The sequence below is a fragment of the Streptomyces sp. NPDC002619 genome (assembly GCF_042889305.1).
Classification (GTDB): domain Bacteria; phylum Actinomycetota; class Actinomycetes; order Streptomycetales; family Streptomycetaceae; genus Streptomyces.
In genome coordinates this window covers 150,233-170,287 of the sequence record NZ_JBIAQV010000017.1, presented here as the reverse complement: position 1 = coordinate 170,287, position 20,055 = coordinate 150,233, and the positions used below count along the sequence as shown (strand labels likewise).

24 protein-coding genes, 1 tRNA gene and 1 riboswitch are annotated in these 20,055 nt (G+C 69.2%); of the genes, 11 read left to right on the top strand and 14 right to left on the bottom strand.

Annotated elements, in window-relative coordinates; genetic code table 11:
* Nucleotides 1–176: 176 nt before the first annotated feature.
* The 3 genes from ACFYXB_RS25675 (at nt 177) to ACFYXB_RS25665 (ending at nt 2,123) form a co-directional block, all read left to right on the top strand.
* Nucleotides 177–1,022: a helix-turn-helix domain-containing protein gene (locus tag ACFYXB_RS25675; protein ID WP_389586352.1), complete on the top strand. Its 846-nt coding sequence runs from the start codon at nt 177–179 to the stop codon at nt 1,020–1,022.
* Nucleotides 1,022–1,222: a DUF397 domain-containing protein gene (locus ACFYXB_RS25670; RefSeq protein ID WP_389586350.1), complete on the top strand. Its 201-nt coding sequence runs from the start codon at nt 1,022–1,024 to the stop codon at nt 1,220–1,222. The genes ACFYXB_RS25675 and ACFYXB_RS25670 overlap by 1 nt, the downstream gene beginning before the upstream one ends.
* A 358-nt stretch (nt 1,223–1,580) precedes the next feature.
* Nucleotides 1,581–2,123, top strand: coding sequence for an MOSC domain-containing protein (locus ACFYXB_RS25665; protein WP_389586348.1), 543 nt, complete (start codon nt 1,581–1,583; stop codon nt 2,121–2,123).
* A gap of 109 nt (nt 2,124–2,232) precedes the next feature.
* Here ACFYXB_RS25665 and ACFYXB_RS25660 read toward each other — a convergent pair whose 3' ends face one another.
* A complete protein-coding gene (locus tag ACFYXB_RS25660) occupies nt 2,233–2,589 on the bottom strand; it encodes an ATP-binding protein (RefSeq protein ID WP_389586346.1) in 357 nt (118 codons plus the stop codon).
* Nucleotides 2,547–3,371, bottom strand: a complete 825-nt coding sequence (locus tag ACFYXB_RS25655; RefSeq protein WP_389586344.1) for an inositol monophosphatase family protein — start codon at nt 3,369–3,371, stop codon at nt 2,547–2,549. The genes ACFYXB_RS25660 and ACFYXB_RS25655 overlap by 43 nt, the downstream gene beginning before the upstream one ends.
* A gap of 148 nt (nt 3,372–3,519) precedes the next feature.
* Here ACFYXB_RS25655 and ACFYXB_RS25650 point away from each other — a divergent pair, with 148 nt between their 5' ends.
* Nucleotides 3,520–3,822 (top strand): hypothetical protein, encoded by a 303-nt coding sequence (locus ACFYXB_RS25650; protein WP_389586342.1) that lies wholly within the window; start codon nt 3,520–3,522, stop codon nt 3,820–3,822.
* A gap of 35 nt (nt 3,823–3,857) precedes the next feature.
* Here ACFYXB_RS25650 and ACFYXB_RS25645 read toward each other — a convergent pair whose 3' ends face one another.
* Nucleotides 3,858–5,171: a DUF445 domain-containing protein gene (locus ACFYXB_RS25645; protein ID WP_389586340.1), complete on the bottom strand. Its 1,314-nt coding sequence runs from the start codon at nt 5,169–5,171 to the stop codon at nt 3,858–3,860.
* Nucleotides 5,172–5,419: 248 nt separating this feature from the next.
* Here ACFYXB_RS25645 and ACFYXB_RS25640 point away from each other — a divergent pair, with 248 nt between their 5' ends.
* On the top strand, nt 5,420–6,754 hold the full coding sequence (locus ACFYXB_RS25640) for an SGNH/GDSL hydrolase family protein (RefSeq protein ID WP_389586339.1): 1,335 nt from the start codon (nt 5,420–5,422) through the stop codon (nt 6,752–6,754).
* Nucleotides 6,755–6,767: 13 nt separating this feature from the next.
* Here the strand turns inward: ACFYXB_RS25640 and ACFYXB_RS25635 are convergent, their stop codons facing one another.
* Genes ACFYXB_RS25635 through ACFYXB_RS25620 form a run of 4 tightly spaced genes read right to left on the bottom strand, consistent with a single transcriptional unit; the run spans nt 6,768 to nt 10,179 of the window.
* Entirely contained in the window at nt 6,768–7,523 is a 756-nt protein-coding gene (locus ACFYXB_RS25635; RefSeq protein WP_389586337.1) for a DUF1707 domain-containing protein, read from the bottom strand.
* Between the two features lie 58 nt (nt 7,524–7,581).
* Entirely contained in the window at nt 7,582–8,562 is a 981-nt protein-coding gene (locus ACFYXB_RS25630; protein ID WP_389586335.1) for an ATP-binding cassette domain-containing protein, read from the bottom strand.
* A gap of 2 nt (nt 8,563–8,564) precedes the next feature.
* A complete protein-coding gene (locus ACFYXB_RS25625; RefSeq protein ID WP_351355042.1) occupies nt 8,565–9,341 on the bottom strand; it encodes an ABC transporter permease in 777 nt (258 codons plus the stop codon).
* 37 nt (nt 9,342–9,378) lie between these two features.
* Nucleotides 9,379–10,179, bottom strand: a complete 801-nt coding sequence (locus ACFYXB_RS25620; RefSeq protein WP_389586333.1) for an ABC transporter permease — start codon at nt 10,177–10,179, stop codon at nt 9,379–9,381.
* Between the two features lie 203 nt (nt 10,180–10,382).
* On the opposite strand from ACFYXB_RS25620, the gene ACFYXB_RS25615 reads away from it, so the two are divergent.
* Entirely contained in the window at nt 10,383–12,761 is a 2,379-nt protein-coding gene (locus tag ACFYXB_RS25615; protein WP_389586331.1) for a transglycosylase domain-containing protein, read from the top strand.
* A gap of 4 nt (nt 12,762–12,765) precedes the next feature.
* Here ACFYXB_RS25615 and ACFYXB_RS25610 read toward each other — a convergent pair whose 3' ends face one another.
* The 3 genes from ACFYXB_RS25610 to ACFYXB_RS25600 all read right to left on the bottom strand — a co-directional run bounded on the left by ACFYXB_RS25610 (nt 12,766) and on the right by ACFYXB_RS25600 (nt 13,988).
* Nucleotides 12,766–13,086, bottom strand: coding sequence for a DMT family transporter (locus tag ACFYXB_RS25610; RefSeq protein WP_389586329.1), 321 nt, complete (start codon nt 13,084–13,086; stop codon nt 12,766–12,768).
* A gap of 33 nt (nt 13,087–13,119) precedes the next feature.
* Nucleotides 13,120–13,192, bottom strand: a riboswitch (guanidine-III (ykkC-III) riboswitch).
* A gap of 57 nt (nt 13,193–13,249) precedes the next feature.
* Nucleotides 13,250–13,552: a co-chaperone GroES gene (locus tag ACFYXB_RS25605; RefSeq protein WP_125517739.1), complete on the bottom strand. Its 303-nt coding sequence runs from the start codon at nt 13,550–13,552 to the stop codon at nt 13,250–13,252.
* 106 nt (nt 13,553–13,658) lie between these two features.
* The gene (locus ACFYXB_RS25600; protein ID WP_389586327.1) at nt 13,659–13,988 is read right to left on the bottom strand and encodes a DUF3618 domain-containing protein; all 330 of its coding nucleotides are present in this window, start codon (nt 13,986–13,988) and stop codon (nt 13,659–13,661) included.
* Nucleotides 13,989–14,081: 93 nt separating this feature from the next.
* On the opposite strand from ACFYXB_RS25600, the gene bcp reads away from it, so the two are divergent.
* From bcp to ACFYXB_RS25580, 4 genes are all read left to right on the top strand, one after another.
* Nucleotides 14,082–14,549: a thioredoxin-dependent thiol peroxidase gene (gene bcp, locus ACFYXB_RS25595; RefSeq protein WP_389586325.1), complete on the top strand. Its 468-nt coding sequence runs from the start codon at nt 14,082–14,084 to the stop codon at nt 14,547–14,549.
* A 139-nt stretch (nt 14,550–14,688) separates the two neighbouring features.
* A complete protein-coding gene (locus ACFYXB_RS25590; RefSeq protein WP_389586323.1) occupies nt 14,689–15,309 on the top strand; it encodes an HNH endonuclease in 621 nt (206 codons plus the stop codon).
* Nucleotides 15,306–16,172, top strand: coding sequence for an HNH endonuclease (locus ACFYXB_RS25585; RefSeq protein WP_389586321.1), 867 nt, complete (start codon nt 15,306–15,308; stop codon nt 16,170–16,172). Before ACFYXB_RS25590 ends, ACFYXB_RS25585 begins: the two co-directional genes overlap by 4 nt.
* A 9-nt stretch (nt 16,173–16,181) precedes the next feature.
* Nucleotides 16,182–16,258, top strand: a tRNA-Leu gene (locus ACFYXB_RS25580).
* A 60-nt stretch (nt 16,259–16,318) separates the two neighbouring features.
* On the opposite strand, the gene rdgB is transcribed toward ACFYXB_RS25580, so the two are convergent.
* The 4 genes from rdgB to ACFYXB_RS25560 all read right to left on the bottom strand — a co-directional run bounded on the left by rdgB (nt 16,319) and on the right by ACFYXB_RS25560 (nt 18,570).
* Nucleotides 16,319–16,921 (bottom strand): RdgB/HAM1 family non-canonical purine NTP pyrophosphatase, encoded by a 603-nt coding sequence (gene rdgB, locus ACFYXB_RS25575; protein ID WP_389586319.1) that lies wholly within the window; start codon nt 16,919–16,921, stop codon nt 16,319–16,321.
* A 33-nt stretch (nt 16,922–16,954) separates the two neighbouring features.
* Nucleotides 16,955–17,362, bottom strand: coding sequence for a hypothetical protein (locus ACFYXB_RS25570; protein ID WP_389586317.1), 408 nt, complete (start codon nt 17,360–17,362; stop codon nt 16,955–16,957).
* A 159-nt stretch (nt 17,363–17,521) separates the two neighbouring features.
* On the bottom strand, nt 17,522–18,259 hold the full coding sequence (gene rph / locus ACFYXB_RS25565; RefSeq protein ID WP_351355006.1) for a ribonuclease PH: 738 nt from the start codon (nt 18,257–18,259) through the stop codon (nt 17,522–17,524).
* Nucleotides 18,260–18,336: 77 nt separating this feature from the next.
* Entirely contained in the window at nt 18,337–18,570 is a 234-nt protein-coding gene (locus ACFYXB_RS25560; RefSeq protein WP_189311754.1) for a glucose PTS transporter subunit EIIB, read from the bottom strand.
* A 185-nt stretch (nt 18,571–18,755) separates the two neighbouring features.
* Here ACFYXB_RS25560 and ACFYXB_RS25555 point away from each other — a divergent pair, with 185 nt between their 5' ends.
* Nucleotides 18,756–20,045: a PTS transporter subunit EIIC gene (locus ACFYXB_RS25555; RefSeq protein ID WP_389586314.1), complete on the top strand. Its 1,290-nt coding sequence runs from the start codon at nt 18,756–18,758 to the stop codon at nt 20,043–20,045.
* Nucleotides 20,046–20,055: the final 10 nt, after the last annotated feature.

Below are 20,055 nucleotides of genomic sequence, written 5' to 3'. Positions count from 1 at the left end.
TCGCGATGAGCGACCGAGTTGACACATAGAGTTGCATTGGAACTCTCAAAATGGAACTCTCATCTTGTCAGGCATCGGAGCGCGGAGCGTGATTGCGCGCCCCCGGCGCACACCGCCTTGCCGTCGTGGCCGGCCAGACAGGACGATCTGATGGATCGAAGCGAAGGGCTCACTACATGCCAGTCGGACCCACCACTCGTCGCCGCCAACTGGGTGCTGATTTGCGCCGACTTCGCGAGCTCAAGGGCCTGACCCTTGAGGAGGCAGGGGCGCGCGTCGGAATTTCAAAGGCGACGCTCAGTCGCTACGAGACGAAGGAGGGAACCGTCAAGTGGCCTGCAGTTGACGCGCTCTGCCGCGAATACGGGGCCTCGGACGAGGAACGCCTAGCCCTGGTCGAGCTCGCGAAGGGCGCCAAGATTCAGGGCTGGTGGAGGTCGCTCGCCGATCCGATCCCCGAGTCCATGAACCTGATGCTCACGCTTGAGGACGAGGTGGTACGCGAAGACCACTACGCATGCGTGTACATCCCTGGCCTTCTACAGACGCGGGCCTACGCGGAAGCCGTGCACCGCGCGTCCGAAGTGCAGTGCGGGGAGCGGGAAGTACGACACATGGTCGAGATCCGTATGAAGCGACAAGAGCTCCTCCAGCGGGACGAGCCGCCACGCATCTGGTGCGTGATCGATGAAGCGGTGCTACGACGGCGGGTCGGCGGGAGCAGCGTCATGCGGGAGCAACTGAGGCATCTCCTCACCATCTCCCAGCTTCCGCACGTCACCCTCCAGGTCCTGCCGTTTTCAACGGGCGCACACGCAGCCGCGGTTGGCAGCTTCGCCATCCTCCGAGGTCCGGCCCCCGAGCTGGACGTTGTGTACATGGATCTCCTCGGCGGTGGCCTCTTCATGGAGAAGCAACCCGAGTTGGCGCGTTATAGGTTGGCGTTCGAATACCTCAGCGCCCAGGCCCTCGATCTCGAGTCCTCGGCAGAGCTTGTCGACCGCATAAGCAGGGAGTTGTGATGACCGCGCCCTCTACGCTCCAGTGGTTCAAGTCCTCCTACAGCGGCGGAAGTGGGACTGAGTGCGTGGAGTGTGCGCATGCCATCGGTGATGTCTTGCTGCGCGACTCGAAGACGCCTAGAGGCCCCGTGGTCGCCGTCTGCGGTTCTGCCTGGCATGCGTTCACGTGGGCCGTGCGGAGGGGCGAACTGGAGGACTGAGGAGCCCATGGCCGCACACTCGCGGGCTGCTGCTCGCCAAGAGCAGGGATTGGCGGATTTGGGCTAGCTCCGACGGCGGTGACTTCGCCATGGAGAGGTCGCTACTGGCCCAGAGCCGCCAGATCTGTGACGGCTCCACGCCAACTGGGCGGTCGTAGCAATGAATACCTCCGCAGGAGGTTCGCCCTGGATGCGGTCTTCGCCAACCACGAAGTTCTGCTCACCGGTCGAATCGCGCTGCGCGATGCCTGATGTACCGCTGTACAGCGCTGTCCAGCCGTCAGCCAGTTGTGGGGTGAGCCTGCGTCGAGCGGGTCGGACAGGCGTTAGGGTCTCGGTGACACGAGGGGGTTGCCGTATGCAGGGGACAGTCATGGCTGTCAGCAGTAATGGGGTGTACTCGTTCACCAAGCCCAACCGGGAGAGCATCACCCTGCTCGCGGGGCTCGGTGTCGAGGGGGACGTTCACGCCGGCGTGACGGTCAAGCATCGGGGGCGGGTTGCGCAGGATCCGACTCAGCCGAATCTTCGGCAGGTTCATCTCATCCACGAGGAGCTCTTCGAGGAGGTCGGCGGGGCGGGGTTCCAGGTGGCGCCCGGCGAGCTCGGGGAGAACATCACCACCCGGGGTATCGATCTGCTCGGGCTACCTGTGGGGGCGCTGTTGCGGGTCGGGGACGAGGCCGTGGTCGAGGTGACCGGGCTGCGGAATCCGTGTCTGCAGATCGACAACTTCCAGCAGGGGTTGCTGAAGCAGGTCGTCGGTCGCAACGACGCCGGGAACCTCGTACTCAAGGCCGGAATCATGGGCATCGTGAAGGGAGGCGGCGTGGTGCGCCCGGGCGACACCATCAAGGTGGAACTCCCGGATGGGCTGCATCGGCCGCTCGAGCGGGTCTGAATACCGGGTCCTGACGCCGGGTCTGAACGCCGGGTCTGCCGGGGCGCGATATGAAGACGTGCCCAAAGCGCTTCCCGCGCGAGCCGGTGTAGCTCAGACCAGGGCTCGGTCAGACCCGGGCTCGCTCAGCACCGCGCGCAGGGATAGATGCGCGCAGTCGTGCCCCCGCCCCCACGTCCCTCGGGATCACCCGAAGCGTGCCGTCGTGCGCGTGGGCGATGTCTCGGGCGATCGGAAGGCCCAGACCTGAACCGCCCGTGTCGCGGGTGCGGGCGTGGTCGAGGCGGGTGAAGCGGTCGAAGACGGTGTCGTGGTGTTCCGGGGGGATGCCGGGGCCGTCGTCCGTGATGTCGAGTACGGCGTGGCCGGCGTCGGCGGTGAGGGTGACCTGAAGACCGCCTGCCCGCCGAAGCCGGCCGTCCGCTAGCCGGGTTCGGGTGCGTCCGGCCGGCGGATCGCGTGCCACAGTTCCGCCACCTCGTCCGCCACGCCGGGCGCCGCCAGGAGCAACGGCTTGTCGTACGACGGGAGTTCGGGCAGGGCCACGGCGCCCGCCTCCGTCGCGATGAGGTATGCCGGGAGGCCATCCACCGCATGGAACTCGCCGATCGCGGCCGCTGCGGCCCGGCCTGCGGCGACCTGGGCCAGGGAGAGGGCCGTGGAGCCCATGACGCGGGCCGTGCAGTGGCGGGCGGCAAGGGCGGTGAGGAGGGCGTCCAGGCCGGGCCAGTGGGCGTGGGCGGCCCATTCCGTGAGGAAGACGTGGCCGGTGAGGGTGGTGTGGTCGGCCGCGTGGATCGGGGAGCCGTTCAGATGGGCGCCGCGGCCCCGGACGGCCGTGAACACCTCCGATCGCCAGGGGTCGGCCACCAGGCCCAGGAGCGGGGTGCCGTCCGGGGCCACCAGGCCCAGGGAGAAGGAGCACCAGCCGAGGCCGTGGGCGTAGTTCGTGGTGCCGTCCACGGGGTCCACCACCCAGCGTGGGGCGTTCGGGGTGGCCGGCTCGACGGTGCCGTATTCCTCGCCCTCGATGCCGTGGGCCGGGAAGGCCGCCCGCAGGACCGAGCGGACCTGGGTCTCGATCGCCTCGTCCGTCTCCGTGACGATGTCGGCGGGGCCCGCCTTCTCCCGTGCCTCCGCCTCGCCGCGTGGGCGGCGGATCGCCTCCGACGCCCACACGGCCAGGTCCGTCGCCACGGACAGGGCCTCGTCGAGGTCCACTTCGAGGTGTGGGGCGCGGTTGTTCACGGATCTTCTCCGGCGGTGGACTGAAAACGGTCTTCGGGCAGACTGCCACGGCCCTCCGCCTCACGGCATAGGAGCCGGCCACGCCTACCCGACCAGATCGTCCTTCGGCCCCCGCGTTAGCCTCGAAGTCCTGACAAAGGAGGCACACATGGCCAAGGTTCCCAGTTCGGTGATCGCCGCGGGTGGGCTCGTCGGTGGGTACGGCGTTGCCCGCTGGACCAAGAAGCGGCCGCTCGGCGGGGCCGTACTGGCCGTCGCCGGTGCGGTCGCCGCCCAGCAGTGGCGAAAGGATGCCGGCAACGCGGCCGCCGGTGCGCTGTCCGCCGCCTACCTCGTCGCCTTCGCCGGATCCCATCCGCTGGCCAAGAAGGTCGGCGCCTGGCCGTCCGTGTTCGGGGTCGCCGGAGCCGTCGCCCTGGCCTCCTGGGCCGTCGCCGACCGGCGGGCCTGACCCCGGTTACCGGGGGCCCGGCAACCGGGGGCCCTTCAGCCCCCCAACCCCCGCGAGACCGTAAAGATCAGCAACCCCGCCAGCGACCCCACCACCGTGCCGTTGATCCGGATGAACTGCAGGTCGCGGCCGATGTGGGCCTCGATCTTGCGGGTCGTGTGCTCGGCGTCCCAGCCCGCCACCGTGTCGGTGATCAGGGACGTGATCTCCTTGCGGTACGTCGTCACGACGTGGACCGCCGCGCCCTCGACCCAGCTGTCGACCTTCTCCTGGACCTTCGGCTCGGTGGCCATCCGGGCGCCCAGGGACAGCAGCGCGGCCCGCACGCGCAGGCGCAGCTCGCTGCGTTCGTCCTCGGCCGCCGCGACGATCATGGAGCGTACGGCCGTCCAGGCGGACGCGATCAGGTCCTGGACCTCGCCGCGGCCCAGCACGTCGCCCTTCAGCCGCTCCACCCGCGCCCGGGTGTCGGTGTCGGACTGGAGGTCCGAGGCGAAATCGGTGAGGAAGCGGTCCAGGGCGGCACGCGCCGGGTGCGACGGCATGTCCCGCATCTCCGTGACGAAGCGGAGCAGCTCCCGGTAGACGCGCTCGCCGACCTTCTTGTCGACGAAGCGCGGGGTCCAGCCGGGGGCGCCGCCCTGGACCGCGTCCATGACCTGTTCGTCGTGCAGGACGAGCCAGTCGTGGGCACGGGCCACCACGAGGTCGACGACCCGTTTGTGACCGCCGTCGGCGACGACCTTCTCCAGCATCTTCCCTATGCCGGGCGCTATCTCCTGGGCGTTGGCCCGGCGGGTGATCGCCTCGCCGACCACAGCCTGGACGTCCGAGTCGCGCAGGACGGCGAGAGCGCCCCTCAGGGCCGTCGCCAGCTCCGCCGTCACCCGGTCCGCGTGCTCCGGTTCCGCTAGCCAGGCGCCAAGTCTGCTGCCGATGCCGACGGCGCGCAGCCGCTGCCGTACGACGTCCTGGGAGAGGAAGTTCTCGCCTACGAACTCGCCCAGGGAGACGCCGAGCTGGTCCTTCTTGGTGGGGATGATCGCGGTGTGCGGGATGGGCAGGCCGAGGGGGTGGCGGAAGAGGGCGGTGACCGCGAACCAGTCGGCGAGCGCGCCGACCATGCCGGCCTCGGCGGCCGCCGCGACGTACGCCGTCCAGGCGCCCGCGCCCTCGCTCGAGGCCCATTTGGCGAGGATGTACACCACGGCCACGCACAGCAGCAGTCCTGTCGCCGTCAGCTTCATGCGCCGTACGCCGCGCTGCCGCTCCTCGTCGGCGGGCGTGAACGCGGTCATGGTGCGGTGCGTCTGGGCGCCGGCCCCTGGTGCCGTATCCGTACGTTCCATCAGCTCCACCCGTTCACCCGCTCGGTGATCCCTCACACATTGTCCCTTCCTGACCGACTCCTGGAACGGAACAAGAGTTCCCGACGTCTGTCCGGAGGGGAGTTCTGGGCATGCTCTTGACGGGGGCCCCGACCGATCTCCGCAGCTCATGGCGCATCATGGGCTGATCAAGATCAGGAAGTCCGGGACGGTCCGGGGTGGTCCGGGACGGTCCGGGACTTCCGTCGTCCAGGGGGAACAACACAAGCATGACCAGGCGTCACGGGTACAGCGTGCTCAGTGCGCTCGTCGCGCTGATCGTGGCGCTGTCCGCGGCCATCTACTTCGGCGTCGCGGCCGGCGACGGCAGCCCCCTCGGGACGGTCACCGACGGCCGCGGCCATCGCGACTCCACGGCTGCCCCCGTCTCCACAGGCACCTGGGTCGGCGCCTGGTCCGCCTCCCCGACGGGCGCCGAGCCCGGCACGGAGACGACGGGGCTGGCGGGCCGCTCCGTGCGCAACGTCGTGCACGCGAGCGTGGGCGGTACGAGCGCCCGGATCACGCTGTCCAACCTCTACGGCCAGTCGCCGCTGACCGTCACGCACGCCACCCTCGCGGTCGCCGCTGGTGACGACAGAGCCCGGGCCGCGGCCGGGACGATGCGCCGGCTCACGTTCGGCGGTGGCGTCGGCGTCGTCATACCCGCCGGTGGGCAGGTGCTCAGCGACGCCGTGCGCATCGCGATCCCGCACGACACGGACGTGCTGGTCACCACCTACTCCCCCACCGCGTCCGGTCCGGTCACGTATCACCCGCACGCGCGGCAGGTGTCGTACGTCGCGCAGGGCGACCGCACCGAGGACGCGACCGGCGTGCCGTACACCGAACAGTCGCCGAACTGGCGCTATCTGACCGCCCTCGACGTACTCAGCAACGAGTCCGACGGCACGGTGGTCGTCCTGGGCGACTCGCTCACCGACGGGATCACCTCCACCGTGGGCGCCAACCACCGCTGGACGGACGCCCTTTCGGAGCGGCTGCGCGCGGCGCTGGCCGGCGGCGCGGACCTGCCCCGCTACAGCGTCGTCAATCAGGGCATCAGCGGGAACCAGGTCCTGACGGACGGTCTCGGCCGGCCCGCCGACAATCCGAGCGGCCTCAGCCGCTTCGGGCGGGACGTCCTGTCCCGGACCAACGTCAAGGTCGTCGTCATCGACCTCGGCGTCAACGACATCCTGCGCAACCCCGCCCTCGCCGACCCGGACCGGATCACCGACGGGCTGCGCACCCTCGTCCGCCAGGCCCATGCCCGCGGCCTCAAGGTCGTCGGCGCCACCCTGATGCCCTTCGGGGGCCACCTCGGCTACACGCCGGCCCGGGAGAACGTGCGGCAGCAGGTCAACGCGCGGATCCGGGCCGGGCTCGTCTACGACGCCGTGGTCGACTTCGACAAGGCCCTGCGCGACCCGTACGACCCGCGCAGGCTTCGCTCCGACTACGACTCCGGCGACCATCTCCACCCCAGCGACAGGGGCTACGAGAGGATGGCGGACGCCTTCGACCTGCGGGAACTCGAAGGGGCGGGACAGGCCGAGCTGTAGCGCACGCCGACCGTCAGTGCTCCCAGTGGCCCCGCTGCTCCCGCTCGTCCCACCGGGGGGAGGAGTCCCGGTCCCGGTCCGTCAGCTGGCGGCGCTCGTTCCTGCGGTCCAGGCGTTGCTGCCGGCGCTCCTCCCTGAGGCGCTGCCGTTCCGCGCGCGTGACCTTGCGTTCCACGCCGACGCCGCCCCAGAAGGCGAACCCGGTCACGATCACCCGCGGGGCGCCGGGGTCGCCCAGCACGCCCGCCTCACGTTGGTCGAAGCCGCCCATGAGACCGAAGCCGCGCACGTCGACCTCGACCCCCGGCGGCACGATCACCTGCATGCCGCCCATGATCGCGATGCAGTTGATCTCGACCTCGCGGTCGGCGAAGTTCGCCTCGCGCAGGTCGAGCTCTCCGCCGCCCCAGAAGGCGAAGCAGGTGAAGCGGCGCGGGACCGTCCAGCGGCCCTTGCGCTGGAACCCCGACATGACGGCGACGGCCCAGGACGACGAACCCGCCCCGCCGACGATCCGGCTCGCCCAACTCCCGCTCTCCACCGGGTCCTTGTGCAGTGACACCGGTGGTGGGGCCACCGTGCCCGCGCCCGGCAGGTCCCGGGTGATCGGGGTCAGCTCGCCGTACGTCCGCGCCTTGTACGTCGCCTCCAGCCGTTCCTCGAACTCCTCCATGTCGAGCCGCCCTTCCGCGAGGGCGTCCCGCAGGACCTCGGCGACTCGTTCGCGATCGGCGTCGGACGCGCGCAGCTCCGGGGCATCGTCGGTCATACGAGCAGCCTACGAGTTCCCCCGGCCCAGGGCTACGAGACTTCGCCCCGGCCCGGGACTAAGGGACCGCTTTCTCCGTCTCCCCCGCGTACATCCTGGCGATCACCGCCTCGATGTCCGGCTCCCGCACCGAGAGGTCCACCAGTGGGTACTCCGCCGCGATCCGCGCCACCAGCGGCGCCGCCGACGCGGACGCCGGGAACGCCAGCCACTGCCGCGGGCCCTCCACCCGCACCACCCGCGCCTCGGGCACCTCGATCGGCGGCAGCTCCCGCTCCAGGTCCACCACCAGCGTCCGCTCGCTCTCCCCCGCCTCGTGCAGCCCGGTGAGCGGGCCGTCGTACATCATGCGACCGTGGTCGATGACCATCACCCGTGAGCACAGCTGCTCGATGTCCTGCAGGTCGTGCGTGGTCAGCAGGACCGTCGTGCCGCGCTCGGCGTTCAACTCCCGTAGGAATCCTCGGACCTTCGCCTTCGACACGACGTCCAGACCGATCGTCGGCTCGTCCAGGTACAGCACCTCGGGGTCGTGCAGCAGCGCCGCCGCGATGTCGCCACGCATCCGCTGACCGAGCGAGAGTTGACGGACCGGCACGTCCAACAGGTCGGCCAGTTCGAGGAGTTCGACGCAGCGGTCGAGGTTCTCGCGGTAACGGGCATCCGGGATGCGGTACATACGGTGCGCCAGGCGGTAGGAGTCGATCAGCGGCAGGTCCCACCACAGCGTCGTACGCTGCCCGAACACCACGCCGATGCGGTGCGCGAGGCGCATGCGCTCGCGGGACGGGTCGATACCGGCCACCCGCAGCCGGCCGCCGCTCGGGGTGAGAATGCCGGTCAGCATCTTGATCGTGGTCGACTTGCCGGCGCCGTTCGGACCGATGTAGCCGACCATCTCGCCGCGCGCCACGGTGAAGGAGATCGAGTCGACCGCCCGCACCTGCCGCCGCTCGCGCTTCAGGAATCCGGTCTTCTTGCGTACGTCGAAGACCTTCTCGACACGGTCGAGTTCGATGAAGGCACTGTCACTGTCCACGGCTAACTCCCCGTACTCCGATACGACCGAAGGCCCGCCCGCCACGCCACGCCGGCCAGCGCGCAGCACCCCACCGCCACCAGCGGCGACATGAACGCCGTCCACACGGGCAGACCCAGCGGATACGGCCGCCCCAACACATAGGTGGCGGGCAGCCAGTTGACGAAGGCGAGCGGCAGCACGAAGGTCACCCCGCGCACCAGCTCCTTCGCGAACACGGTGGGCGGGTACTGCAGCAGCGTCGTGCCGCCGTACGTGAACGCGTTCTGCACCTCGGACGCGTCCTGCGCCAGGAACTGGAACGCCGCCCCCGCCACGAACACCGCGCAGAAGATCGCCGCACCGCTGACCAGCATCACCGGCATCAGCAACAGCTTCACCGGCGTCCAGTCGACGGGCACCGTGGCCAGCGCCCAGCCGAGGACCAGCGCGCCCTGGGTGACCCGGCCGAGGCGGCGCAACGCGAAACGGTCGGCGGCGATCTGTGCCAGCACCGGCACCGGACGCACCAGCAGCGTGTCCAGCGTGCCGTCGCGCACCCGGCGACCCAGCCGGTCCATCGAGCCGATCGCGAGGTCGGCGAGGCCGAACGAGACGCCGGAGAGGCCGTACAGGAAGGCCACCTCGGACAGCGAGTAGCCGCCCAGCGCGTCGACCTGGGAAAACATCAGGGCGATGGTGACGAAGTCGAGGAACGTCATCGCGAAGTTGCCCAGCGTGGTCATGACGAAGGAGGCCCGGTAGGCCATCGTGGAGCGGATCCACATCCCGGCGATCATCCAGTAGGCCCGCAGCCCGTCGCGCACCTGGCCGACTTCAGCCACCCTGCACCACCACCCTCCGCACCGCCACCGACTGCACCAGCCGCCCGGCCGCGAGCAGCACCACCGCCCACGCACCCTGGAAGGCATACGTGGCCAGCGGATCCGCGTGGCCCAGCAGCACGTCGGCCGGTGCCTGGAGCAGCGACGCCCACGGCAGCGCCCGTACGACCTCGCCGAGCGCACCCGGGAACACATTCAGAGGCAGCAGCATCCCCGAGCAGAAGATCCCGACGAGCCACGCCATCTGCGCGGTACCCGCGCCGTCGAGGAGCCAGAACGCGCTCAGCGCCACCAGGTACCTGATGCCGAAGCCGACCAGCATCGCCAGCACGATGGCACCGAAGAACGCGGCCCAGGTCACGGCGGACGTGGGCAGCGCCACCGGGAAGATCAGCGCCCCGAACACGAACGGCAACACGCCCCGGCCCAGGAGCTGGAAGAACGCCCGCCCCAAGTCGGCCGCCAGCCACCACAGTTGGAGATCGGCCGGTCGGTAGAGGTCGATCGCGACGTCCCCTGTGCGGATGCGCTCCATCAGCTCTTCCTCGACCCCGCCGCCGCCGAGCGCGAGCGTGGACAGCAACGCCTGCCCCAGCCACACGAACGTCACCGCCTGCGCCTGGTCGTACCCGCCGAGGTGCGGCTTGACGTCCCACAGCGCCAGATACGTGTACACGAGGATCAGACCGAACACGGTGTTGGTGAAGACCCCGGCCGCCGTGGCCGCCCGATACGTCGCGTATCGTCTGAATCCGCCCACGGTGACGGCCGCGTACAACCGTCCCGAGCCCACACCGACCACCCTCCTCGCCCGCCAGACACCGAAGCGCAGGAGCTTAGCCCGCCGCCGAGCAGGCCTGCCACGCATTTTCCGGGCGCGACGCGTGCCGGAAGCCGGGAACGGAACGCTTGGTACGAGAGTCTTCATCGGGGGGCGCAAAACGCGTACGAGGACGTACGGGAACGTACGAGGCGAAACAGGAGTCCGTGCACGACATGAGCGACGAGCCGCAGCCACAGCCGCAGCAGCCGACGAAGCCGGTCAGGCCCCGGCGAACGGGCTGGCGGCGGCTGATCCCGACCTGGCGGATGGTGCTCGGCGGCCTGTTCACCCTCGGACTCCTGGTGATCGGAGGGTTCTTCCTCGGCTACTCCCTGGTGCAGATCCCCCCGGCCAACGCGCTCGCCGTCAAGCAGAACAACGTCTACCTCTACGCCGATGGCACCCAACTCGCCCGCGACGGCCAGGTCAACCGCGAGAACGTCGACCTCGCACACGTCGCCAAGGACGCCCAGCACGCCGTGCTGGCCGCCGAGGACCGGGACTTCTACACCGAGTCCGCCATCGACCCCAAGGGGATGGTCCGTGCCGCCTGGAACACGGCCACCGGCAAGGGCAAGCAGTCCGGCTCCACCATCACCCAGCAGTACGTGAAGAACTACTACCTGGGCCAGGAACAGACCGTCACCCGCAAGGTGAAGGAGTTCTTCATCGCGATCAAGCTGGACCGCAACGAGTCCAAGGAGCAGATCCTCGAGGGCTACCTCAACACCAGCTACTTCGGCCGCAACGCCTACGGCATCCAGGCCGCAGCCCAGGCCTACTACGGCAAGGACGCGCGCGACCTCGACCCGGCCCGCGCCGCCTACCTCGCCGCGCTGGTCAACGCGCCCAGCGAGTACGACGTCGTCGCACACCCCGAGAACAAGCCGGCGGCCGTGGCCCGCTGGAACTACGTCCTGGACGGCATGGTCAAACAGCACTGGCTCAGCCCGACCGAGCGGGCCGGCCTCAAGTTCCCGATGCCGAAGCAGCAGACGGTCTCCACCGGCCTGTCCGGGCAGCGCGGTTACGTCGTCGAGGCGGTCAAGCACTACCTCACCACGAACGACATCGTCGACGCGGACGAACTCGATGCCGGCGGCTACCGCATCACCACGACCCTGGAGAAGAACAAGCAGGACGCCTTCGTCAAGGCCGTCGACGACCAGCTGATGTCCCAACTCGACAAGAAGAACCGCAAGGTCGACACCTACGTCCGCGCGGGCGGCGCCTCCATCGACCCCCAGACCGGCAAGGTCGTCGCGATGTACGGCGGCATCGACTACGTGAAGCAGTACACGAACGGCGCGACCCGCGGCGACTTCCAGGTCGGCTCCACCTTCAAGCCGTTCGTGTTCGCCTCGGCGGTGGAGAACGGCTCGACGACCCAGGACGGCTGGCCCATCACGCCCAACACGTACTACGACGGCACCAGCAATCGGCCCGTGCAGGGCTGGAGCGGCGGTCAATACGCCCCCGAGAACGAGGACTCCAAGTCGTACGGCGACATCACCGTCCGCCAAGCCACCGACCTCTCGGTGAACGCGGTGTACGCGCAGATGGCCGTCGACGTCGGCTCGGCCAGGGTCAAGCAGACGGCGATCGACCTGGGCATCCCGGCCGACACCAAGGATCTCACCGCCTCCCCGTCCATCGCGCTCGGCACCGCCACCGCCAGCGTCCTGGACATGGCGGAGGCCTACGCCACGCTCGCCAACCACGGCAGGCACGGCGCGTACACGATGGTCCAGAAGGTCACCAAGGACGGCACCGAGGACGTCCAGCTGCCCGCACAGAACGCCCGGCAGGCCGTCAGCCGCGAGGCCGCCGACACCACGACGGCCATACTGCGCAGCGTCGTCGACAACGGCACCGCCACCGCGGCCCTGGCCGCGGGCCGTCCCGCGGCCGCCAAGACCGGTACCGCCGAGAAGGACACCGCGGCCTGGTTCGCGGGCTACACCCCCGACCTCGCCACGGTCGTCGCGGTGATGGGCCAGGACCCGGTGACGGCCAAGCACGAACCGCTGTACGGCGCGCTGGGCCTGGCCCGCATCAACGGCGGCGGCCCGCCGGGCCAGATCTGGGCCCAGTACACGAAGGATGCGCTGCAGGGCGAGCCGGTAGCGGAGTTCAGCCTCCAACTGCAGTCAGGCGCCGAGGAGTTCGAGCCCCCGACCTTCGAACCCCCGACCGAACCCGGCTACGGCGGCCAGGACAACGGCGGCACCTACGGCGGCGGCGACTACGAGGGCCAGTCCCAGGGCCAGACCGGGGGCCAGGACTACGGCGGCACGACGGACGGGGGCGGCACGACGGACGGAGGCTCGACGGACGCGGGCTCGACCGGCGTCGGGTTCATCGACGGCGGAACGACCGACGGAGGCACGTCGACCGACGGCGGGACCACGCACGGCGGGACGACGGGCGGCACGACCGACGGCGGAACCACGGACGGAGGCACGGCGGGCGGCACGGGCGGGACCACCGACGGCGGCACGACGGGCACGACGGTCGGACCGGGCGGCCCGCTCCCCACCCGCAGACCATGACGGGTCAGTGACCCGAGGTCGCCTTCAGCCCCACGACGGCGACCAGCAGCAGCACCACGAAGAAGATCCGCGCGACGGTGACCGGCTCCCCCAGCACCACCATCCCGAGCACCGCCGCGCCGGCCGCCCCGATGCCCACCCACACGCCGTAGGCGGTGCCGATGGGCAGGGATCGGGCGGCGTACGACAGCAGCAACATGCTGGCGACGATGCCGGACCCGGTGAGCACACTGGGGACGGGGCGGGTGAATCCATCGGTGTACTTCATCCCGATCGACCAGCCCACCTCGAGCAGACCGGCGACGACGAGCAGAACCCAGGCCATGACGGGCACCTCCGAGACGGACGACATTCGGTCGGTGCGTCGTCTTTGCGTCCATCCCGGTACGGCGCGTCTCGTCGGGTGCCCTCAAAGCTAGCAAAGGAACGGCAAAAGGGGCCGGTGACGATGGTCACCGGCCCCTTTCGGACCCTGGATCTCACGCTGCTTACAAGTACAGCCCGGTGGAGTCCTCCGACCCCTCGAAGCGGTCCGCGGCCACGGCGTGCAGGTCGCGTTCGCGCATGAGCACGTACGCCACGCCCCGCACCTCGACCTCGGCGCGGTCCTCCGGGTCGTACAGGACCCGGTCGCCCGGCTCCACGGTCCGTACGTTCTGCCCCACCGCGACGACCTCCGCCCACGCCAGCCGACGGCCCACGGCCGCCGTGGCGGGAATCAGGATGCCGCCGCCCGAACGCCGCTCACCCTCGGAGGTGTCCTGCCGCACGAGGACGCGGTCGTGCAGCATCCTGATGGGGAGCTTGTCGTGCTGAGGGGTGCTGTTTCTGTTGGCGCTCACGCCTTTGAACCTACCTGCCTTTGACGTGACCGTGCGCTGCCGGGTGGGCGCCTGCTCAGCGCCTGCGACGCCGGGCGCCCAGGACGAGCAGGCCCACGACACCGGCGGCGACGAGGGCGACGGGCACGACACGCTCGAGACGCGGCGCGCCCTCGTCGTCCACGAACTGTGCCTTGACGTCGCTCACGACCCGGTTGACCTGGACGTAGGCCTGGCCCAACGTGTGATCGATGTTGGCGACGACCTTGGCCTTGGCGTCCCCGACGATGGTCTTGGGATGGACCCGAACCCCTATTTCGTCGAGCGTCTCGGCCAGCACTTCACGGCGGTGCTTGATGTCCGCCTCGATCTGCGCCGGGGTTCTGGTGTCCGACGTGTCCGCCACCGTACGGCCTCCGAAGTCTGCTGATGCTGTTCCGGACAGTCTGTCAGTTCTCGGGGCGGCCGCACTGTCAGGACCCCCCGTTACGCTAGACCGATGAGCGAGCGACTCCAGCCCGGGGACGTAGCCCCCGCCTTCACCCTCCCCGACGCCGACGGCAACGACGTGTCCTTGTCGGACCACAAGGGCCGCAAGGTCATCGTCTACTTCTACCCGGCGGCCCTGACCCCCGGCTGCACGAAGCAGGCCTGCGACTTCACGGACAACCTGGACCTCCTGGCCGGCGCCGGGTACGACGTGATCGGCATCTCCCCCGACAAGCCGGAGAAGCTGGCCAAGTTCCGCGAGAAAGAGTCCCTGAAGGTCACGCTGCTGGCCGACCCGGACAAGACGGTGACCGAGGCGTACGGCGCGTTCGGCGAGAAGAAGAACTACGGCAAGACGTACATGGGCGTCATCCGCTCCACGGTGATCGTGGACGAACAGGGCAAGGTCGAACGGGCCCTGTACAACGTCCGTGCGACGGGCCACGTGGCCAAGATCATCAAGGACCTGGGGATCTGAGGTCGCGTTTCTGCTGGCCGATCGGCCCGCACCGGGGTGACCTGGTACGGGCCGCTTTGCATTTCGGGCGTGACTGTCCGATAAACGGTTCGTTACTCCGTACGAGGCCACGAACGCGTGTCCGGAACGGAGGGGAACCATGGGGGTCAGGTACACCCGTGAGCTACTCGAAGAGGCAGCGCGGGAGACAACGAACTGGGACGACGCCGTGCGGTGGTGCGGAGGGACGCCGACACCGGGCAGCAGGCGCTATCTGCGTCACAAGATGGCCGCGGCGGGCGTAGACGCCTCACATTTTCCGACGCAGTGGGCGCGCCACACCGAGGAGACACTCCGAGAGGTCGTGGCCGCGTCGGCCAGCATCAAGGAGGTGGTTCGCCGCCTGGGCATCAATCCGGTCGGCGGCAACCACACGCACATCAGCCGCCGTATCGCGGCACTGGGCATCGACGCGTCCCACTTCGCCGCGCAACCGCGCGGGTCGAAGGGCACGCACGGCGATCTGCTGGGCCTCCGGTCGCCACAGGCCGGCAGAGTCCCGGGTAGCCGGCTGCTACGACACTTGCTCCGGGCCGGGGTTCCGGAGCGCTGTGCAATGTGCGGCACTGGACCCAGGTGGAACGGCAAACCCCTCCGGTTGGAGGTCGACCACGTCAACGGCGAGTGGTGGGACAACCGCCCGGAGAACCTTCAGCTTCTGTGCCCCAACTGCCATGCCGTAACGGACACATACCGTGGCCGCAAGCGCAGGACCGCATGAGCGGGCCAAAGTACACGCGCGACCTGCTGGCTCGCACCGCCGCCAAGGCCACCAGTCTGGTCGACCTCATGCGCATGCTCGGAGCACCGATGGGGGGCGGCCCTCGCCGCTATCTCGGCGAGCGGCTACAGCACTACGGCATCGACACCTCGCACTTCCTCGAGGAGGCGCTGCCAGAACGCGAACGGCGCAGCTATCCGGAAGAACTCCTCAGGGAAGCCGCCGCTCACGCGAACAGCATCAAGGAGATGCTGGAGTACATGGGGTTCCCTCCACAGGACAGCCCCTACGGCCACATCAGGAAGAAGTTGGACAAGTTCGGGATCGACACCTCGCATTTCACCAGCGGACGCCGATACGGTCCTGGCCTTCTCCCTCGAGCCGAACTGGCGGCAGCGGTGGAGGGCGCCACGAGCGTGGCCGGAGTCCTCTCTGCCCTTGGCCGAAGCAACAGCGGTGCGGCTCGGGCAGTTGTGAAGCGCAGTATCGAAGCGCACGGCCTGTCAACCGTCCACTTCACGGGCCAGGGCCACTATCGCGGCACTCGCTCCCCGAACCGCAAGACGGCGGCCGAGATCTTGGTGCGGCTCGCTCCCGGGTGCCCCCGCACGAAGACGGTCCTGCTGCGGCGGGCCCTCGACGACATCGGCGTATCGCGTGTCTGCGATGCGTGCGGCATCGAGGGCACCTGGCAGGGCAGACGACTCGTACTGGAGATCGATCACATCAATGGAGACCGTCTGGACAACCGCCAGGAGAACCTGCGTTACCTGTGCCCGTCCTGCCACAGCCAGACGAGCACGTTCTCCCGTCGACCGCGCGGCTGTCCCATCCCGCCGCAACGGCTCACCGAGTACCAGTAAGCTGTACGTGGGGCCGTAGCCCAATTTCGGCAGGAGGCACCACTTTTAGGTAGTGGACAGTGCGAGTTCGAGTCTCGTCGGCCCCACCTTCAGGGCGCGGCTCCCAGCTGGGAGCCGCGCCCTTCCAGGTTCTGGTTTGCCCGACCTCAGCCCAGCAACTCCCGAACCACCGGTACCAGCGCCCGGAACGCCTTGCCGCGGTGGCTGATCGCATTCTTTTCGGTCGGGGTCAGTTCGGCGCAGGTCTGGGTGTAGCCGTTCGGCTGGAGGATCGGGTCGTAGCCGAAGCCGTTCGTGCCCACCGGGGTGTGGCGGAGTACGCCCCGCAGTTGGCCCTCCACCACTCGTTCCCGCCCGTCCGGGAGGGCGAGTGCTGCTGCGCAGGCGAAGTGGGCGCCTCGATGCGCGTCGTCGATGTCAGCGAGTTGCGCCAGGAGCAGTTCCAGGTTGGCCCTGTCGTCGCCGTGTTTGCCGGACCAGCGGGCCGAGAAGATGCCCGGCGCGCCGCCCAGGACATCGACGCAGAGGCCGGAGTCGTCGGCGACCGCCGGGAGGCCCGTCGCCCGGGCCAGGGCGTGGGCCTTCAGCAGTGCGTTCTCGGCGAACGTGACGCCGGTTTCCTTGACGTCGGGGACGTCGGGGTAGGCGTCGGCCCCGACGAGTTCGTGGGGCAGGCCCGCGTCGGCGAGGATCGAGTGGAGTTCGGTGATCTTTCCGGCGTTGCGGGTGGCGAGGATCAGGCGGGTCATGGGGGTCAGTATCTCCCGGCCGGCCGCGACGCCCTACGGGGTGCAGACCTTTGTCAGTTCGCCTGCCGCGTCCGTGACCGGGGTGATGTCCGGGGCGTTGTCGCCGTCCTTGATGGCCGTACGGACGTTGTCCACCGCCTTGCTCAGGTTGTCGACCGCCTTGTTGACGTCGGCGTTGTCCGTCCTGTCGCCGATCTTGTTCAGGTCCTTCTCGATGGAGGCGAGCGACTCGTCGGCCTGTGTCGGGTCGTTCGCCGCGTTCTCGACCGCCTGCTGGAGGTCGGTGACGCTGTCGGCGATGGAGTCGGCGGTCTGAACGCAGTCCAGGGCCTTGTTGACGGCGTCGCAGCCGGTGGTGAGTCCGGCGGTGAGTGCGACGGCCGCCGCGGCGGCGGCAACGGCGGTGATGCGGGCTCGGCGTCGGTGTCGGCTCGCGGCCATGGGTGGGTCCCTCCCCTGATACGGCCTGGGATTCGGCCTGGAACGGCTGGCCGGGCGCGCGGTGGTGGGGCCGCGCGCCCGTATCCGTAGGGACGCCGGGAGGACCGGTCGGGTTGCCCCGCCACGCTGCTGCTTTTGGGCCGCCCTTTACCTTCAGGGCTACTTCTCGAGCGTGGCTTCCAGAGCCGTGCGCTGGATCGCGGCGAGCTCGGTGCAGCCGGCCACGGCGAGGTCGAGGAGTGCGTTGAGCTCCTCGCGGGCGAAGGGCTCGGCCTCGGCGGTGCCCTGGACCTCGACGAAGCGGCCGTCGCCGGTGCAGACGACGTTCATGTCGGTCTCGGCGCGTACGTCCTCCTCGTAGCAGAGGTCGAGGAGGGGGACGCCGCCGACGATGCCGACGGAGACCGCGGAGACCGTGCCGGTGAGCGGCTGGCGGCCGGCGCGGATGAGCTTCTTGCCCTGGGCCCAGGTGACTGCGTCGGCGAGGGCGACGTACGCGCCGGTGATGGCGGCCGTGCGCGTGCCGCCGTCGGCCTGGAGGACGTCGCAGTCGAGGACGATGGTGTTCTCGCCGAGGGCCTTGTAGTCGATGACGGCGCGCAGGGAGCGGCCGATGAGGCGGGAGATCTCGTGCGTACGGCCGCCGATGCGGCCCTTGACGGACTCGCGGTCGCCGCGGGTGTTGGTGGCGCGGGGCAGCATGGCGTACTCGGCCGTGACCCAGCCCTCGCCGCTGCCCTTGCGCCAGCGGGGGACGCCTTCGGTGACGGAGGCCGTGCAGAAGACCTTGGTGTCGCCGAAGGAGACGAGGACGGAGCCCTCGGCGTGCTTGCTCCAGCCGCGTTCGATGGTGACCGGGCGGAGCTGTTCGGGCGTGCGGCCGTCGATTCGAGACATGGCGTCGAGCCTAGCCGTACACGCGGCAGGGGCTCCTCCCGCGTCGGGATGAGCCCCTTCAGGGTGAACCGCGGGGTTCACATCATGTCTTCGATCTCCCCGGCGATGGGGTCGGCGTCGGTGCCGATGACGACCTGGATCGCGGTGCCCATCTTGACGACTCCGTGGGCGCCGGCGGCCTTCAGGGCGGCTTCGTCGACCAGCGAGGGGTCGGCGACCTCGGTGCGCAGGCGCGTGATGCAGCCCTCGATCTCCTCGATGTTGTCGATGCCGCCGAGCCCGGCGACGATCTTCTCAGCCTTGCTGGCCATGTTCCTTCTCCCTGATCCGAACCGCTTTGTCGCAGTAACCCACAGTTGGCCCAGCTTCGCGAGCGGCCATGTCGCACATATCGAATGATGGCGATCACGACAGCGAAGCCGTCTGCCAACTGGTCTACACCAGCTGTGGTTCGGTCGCCAAACCCGCTTCTGAGCCGAGCGGTCCGAGGAGGCCCATGAGCGCCGACAGCATGGCCGGTCCCGCGCGCGTGCGTTGGCACAGGGTGTTCCAGGGGCTGCAGAAGATGGGGCGCAGTCTGCAGTTGCCGATCGCGGTGCTGCCGGCGGCGGGGCTGCTGATCGGGCTCGGTCAACCGGGGGTGGTGGGGGCCGAGGGGCTCGGCTGGACGACGGTCTCGAAGGTGATGCTGGGTGCGGGCGGTGCGCTGCTCGACGGGTCGCTCGGGCTGCCGCTGCTGTTCTGTGTGGGTGTCGCGATCGGGATGGCGAAGAAGTCGGACGGTTCGACGGCGCTAGCGGCGGTGGCGGGGTTTCTCGTCTACTACGGGGTGCTGCACCAGTTCCCGCAGGACTGTCCGGTCGGGTCGAAGGCGATCGCGAACATCGGCTGCCAGGTCCGGGAGGGGTCGGTGACGGCGTTCACCTTTCAGAACCCGGGTGTCTTCGGCGGGATCGTGATGGGGCTGCTGGCGGCGTTCTTCTGGGCGCGGTTCCATCGCACGAAGCTGGTGGACTGGCTGGGCTTCTTCAACGGGCGTCGGCTCGTCCCGATCATCATGGCGTTCGTCGCGATCCTGTTCGCGGCGCTGTGTCTGTGGATCTGGCCGCCGATCGGGGGCGGGCTGGAGAGTTTCAGCCGGTGGCTGCGGGACGCGGGGGCGTGGGGTGCGGGTGTCTTCGGGGTCGCGAACCGTGCGCTGCTGGTCGTCGGACTGCATCAGTTCCTGAACGTGCCCATCTGGTTCCAGTTCGGCAGCTACACCAAGCCGGACGGTCAGGTGGTGCACGGTGACATCAACATGTTCCTGGCGGGCGACCCGAACGCGGGGCAGTTCACGTCGGGCTTCTACCCGATCATGATGTTCGCGCTCCCGGCGGCGGCGCTGGCGATCACGCACTGCGCGAAGCCACATCGCCGCAAGGAGGTGGGCGGTCTGATGCTGTCGGTGGCGCTGACGTCGTTCGTGACGGGCATCACCGAGCCGATCGAGTACTCGTTCCTCTTCATCGCGCCGTTGCTGTACGCGGTCCATGCGCTGCTGACGGGTGTCTCGATGGCGGTGACGTGGGCGCTGGGGGTGCACGACGGGTTCAGCTTCTCGGCGGGCCTGATCGACTACGTCATCAACTGGAACCTGGCGACGAAACCCTGGGCGATCATCCCGATCGGCCTGTGCTTCGCCGCCGTCTATTACGTGGTGTTCCGCTTCGCGATCACGAGGTTCGATCTGAAGACTCCGGGGCGGGAGCCGGAGGAGGAGGTGGAGGACGTGACGAAGGTCTGAGGAGGGGTCC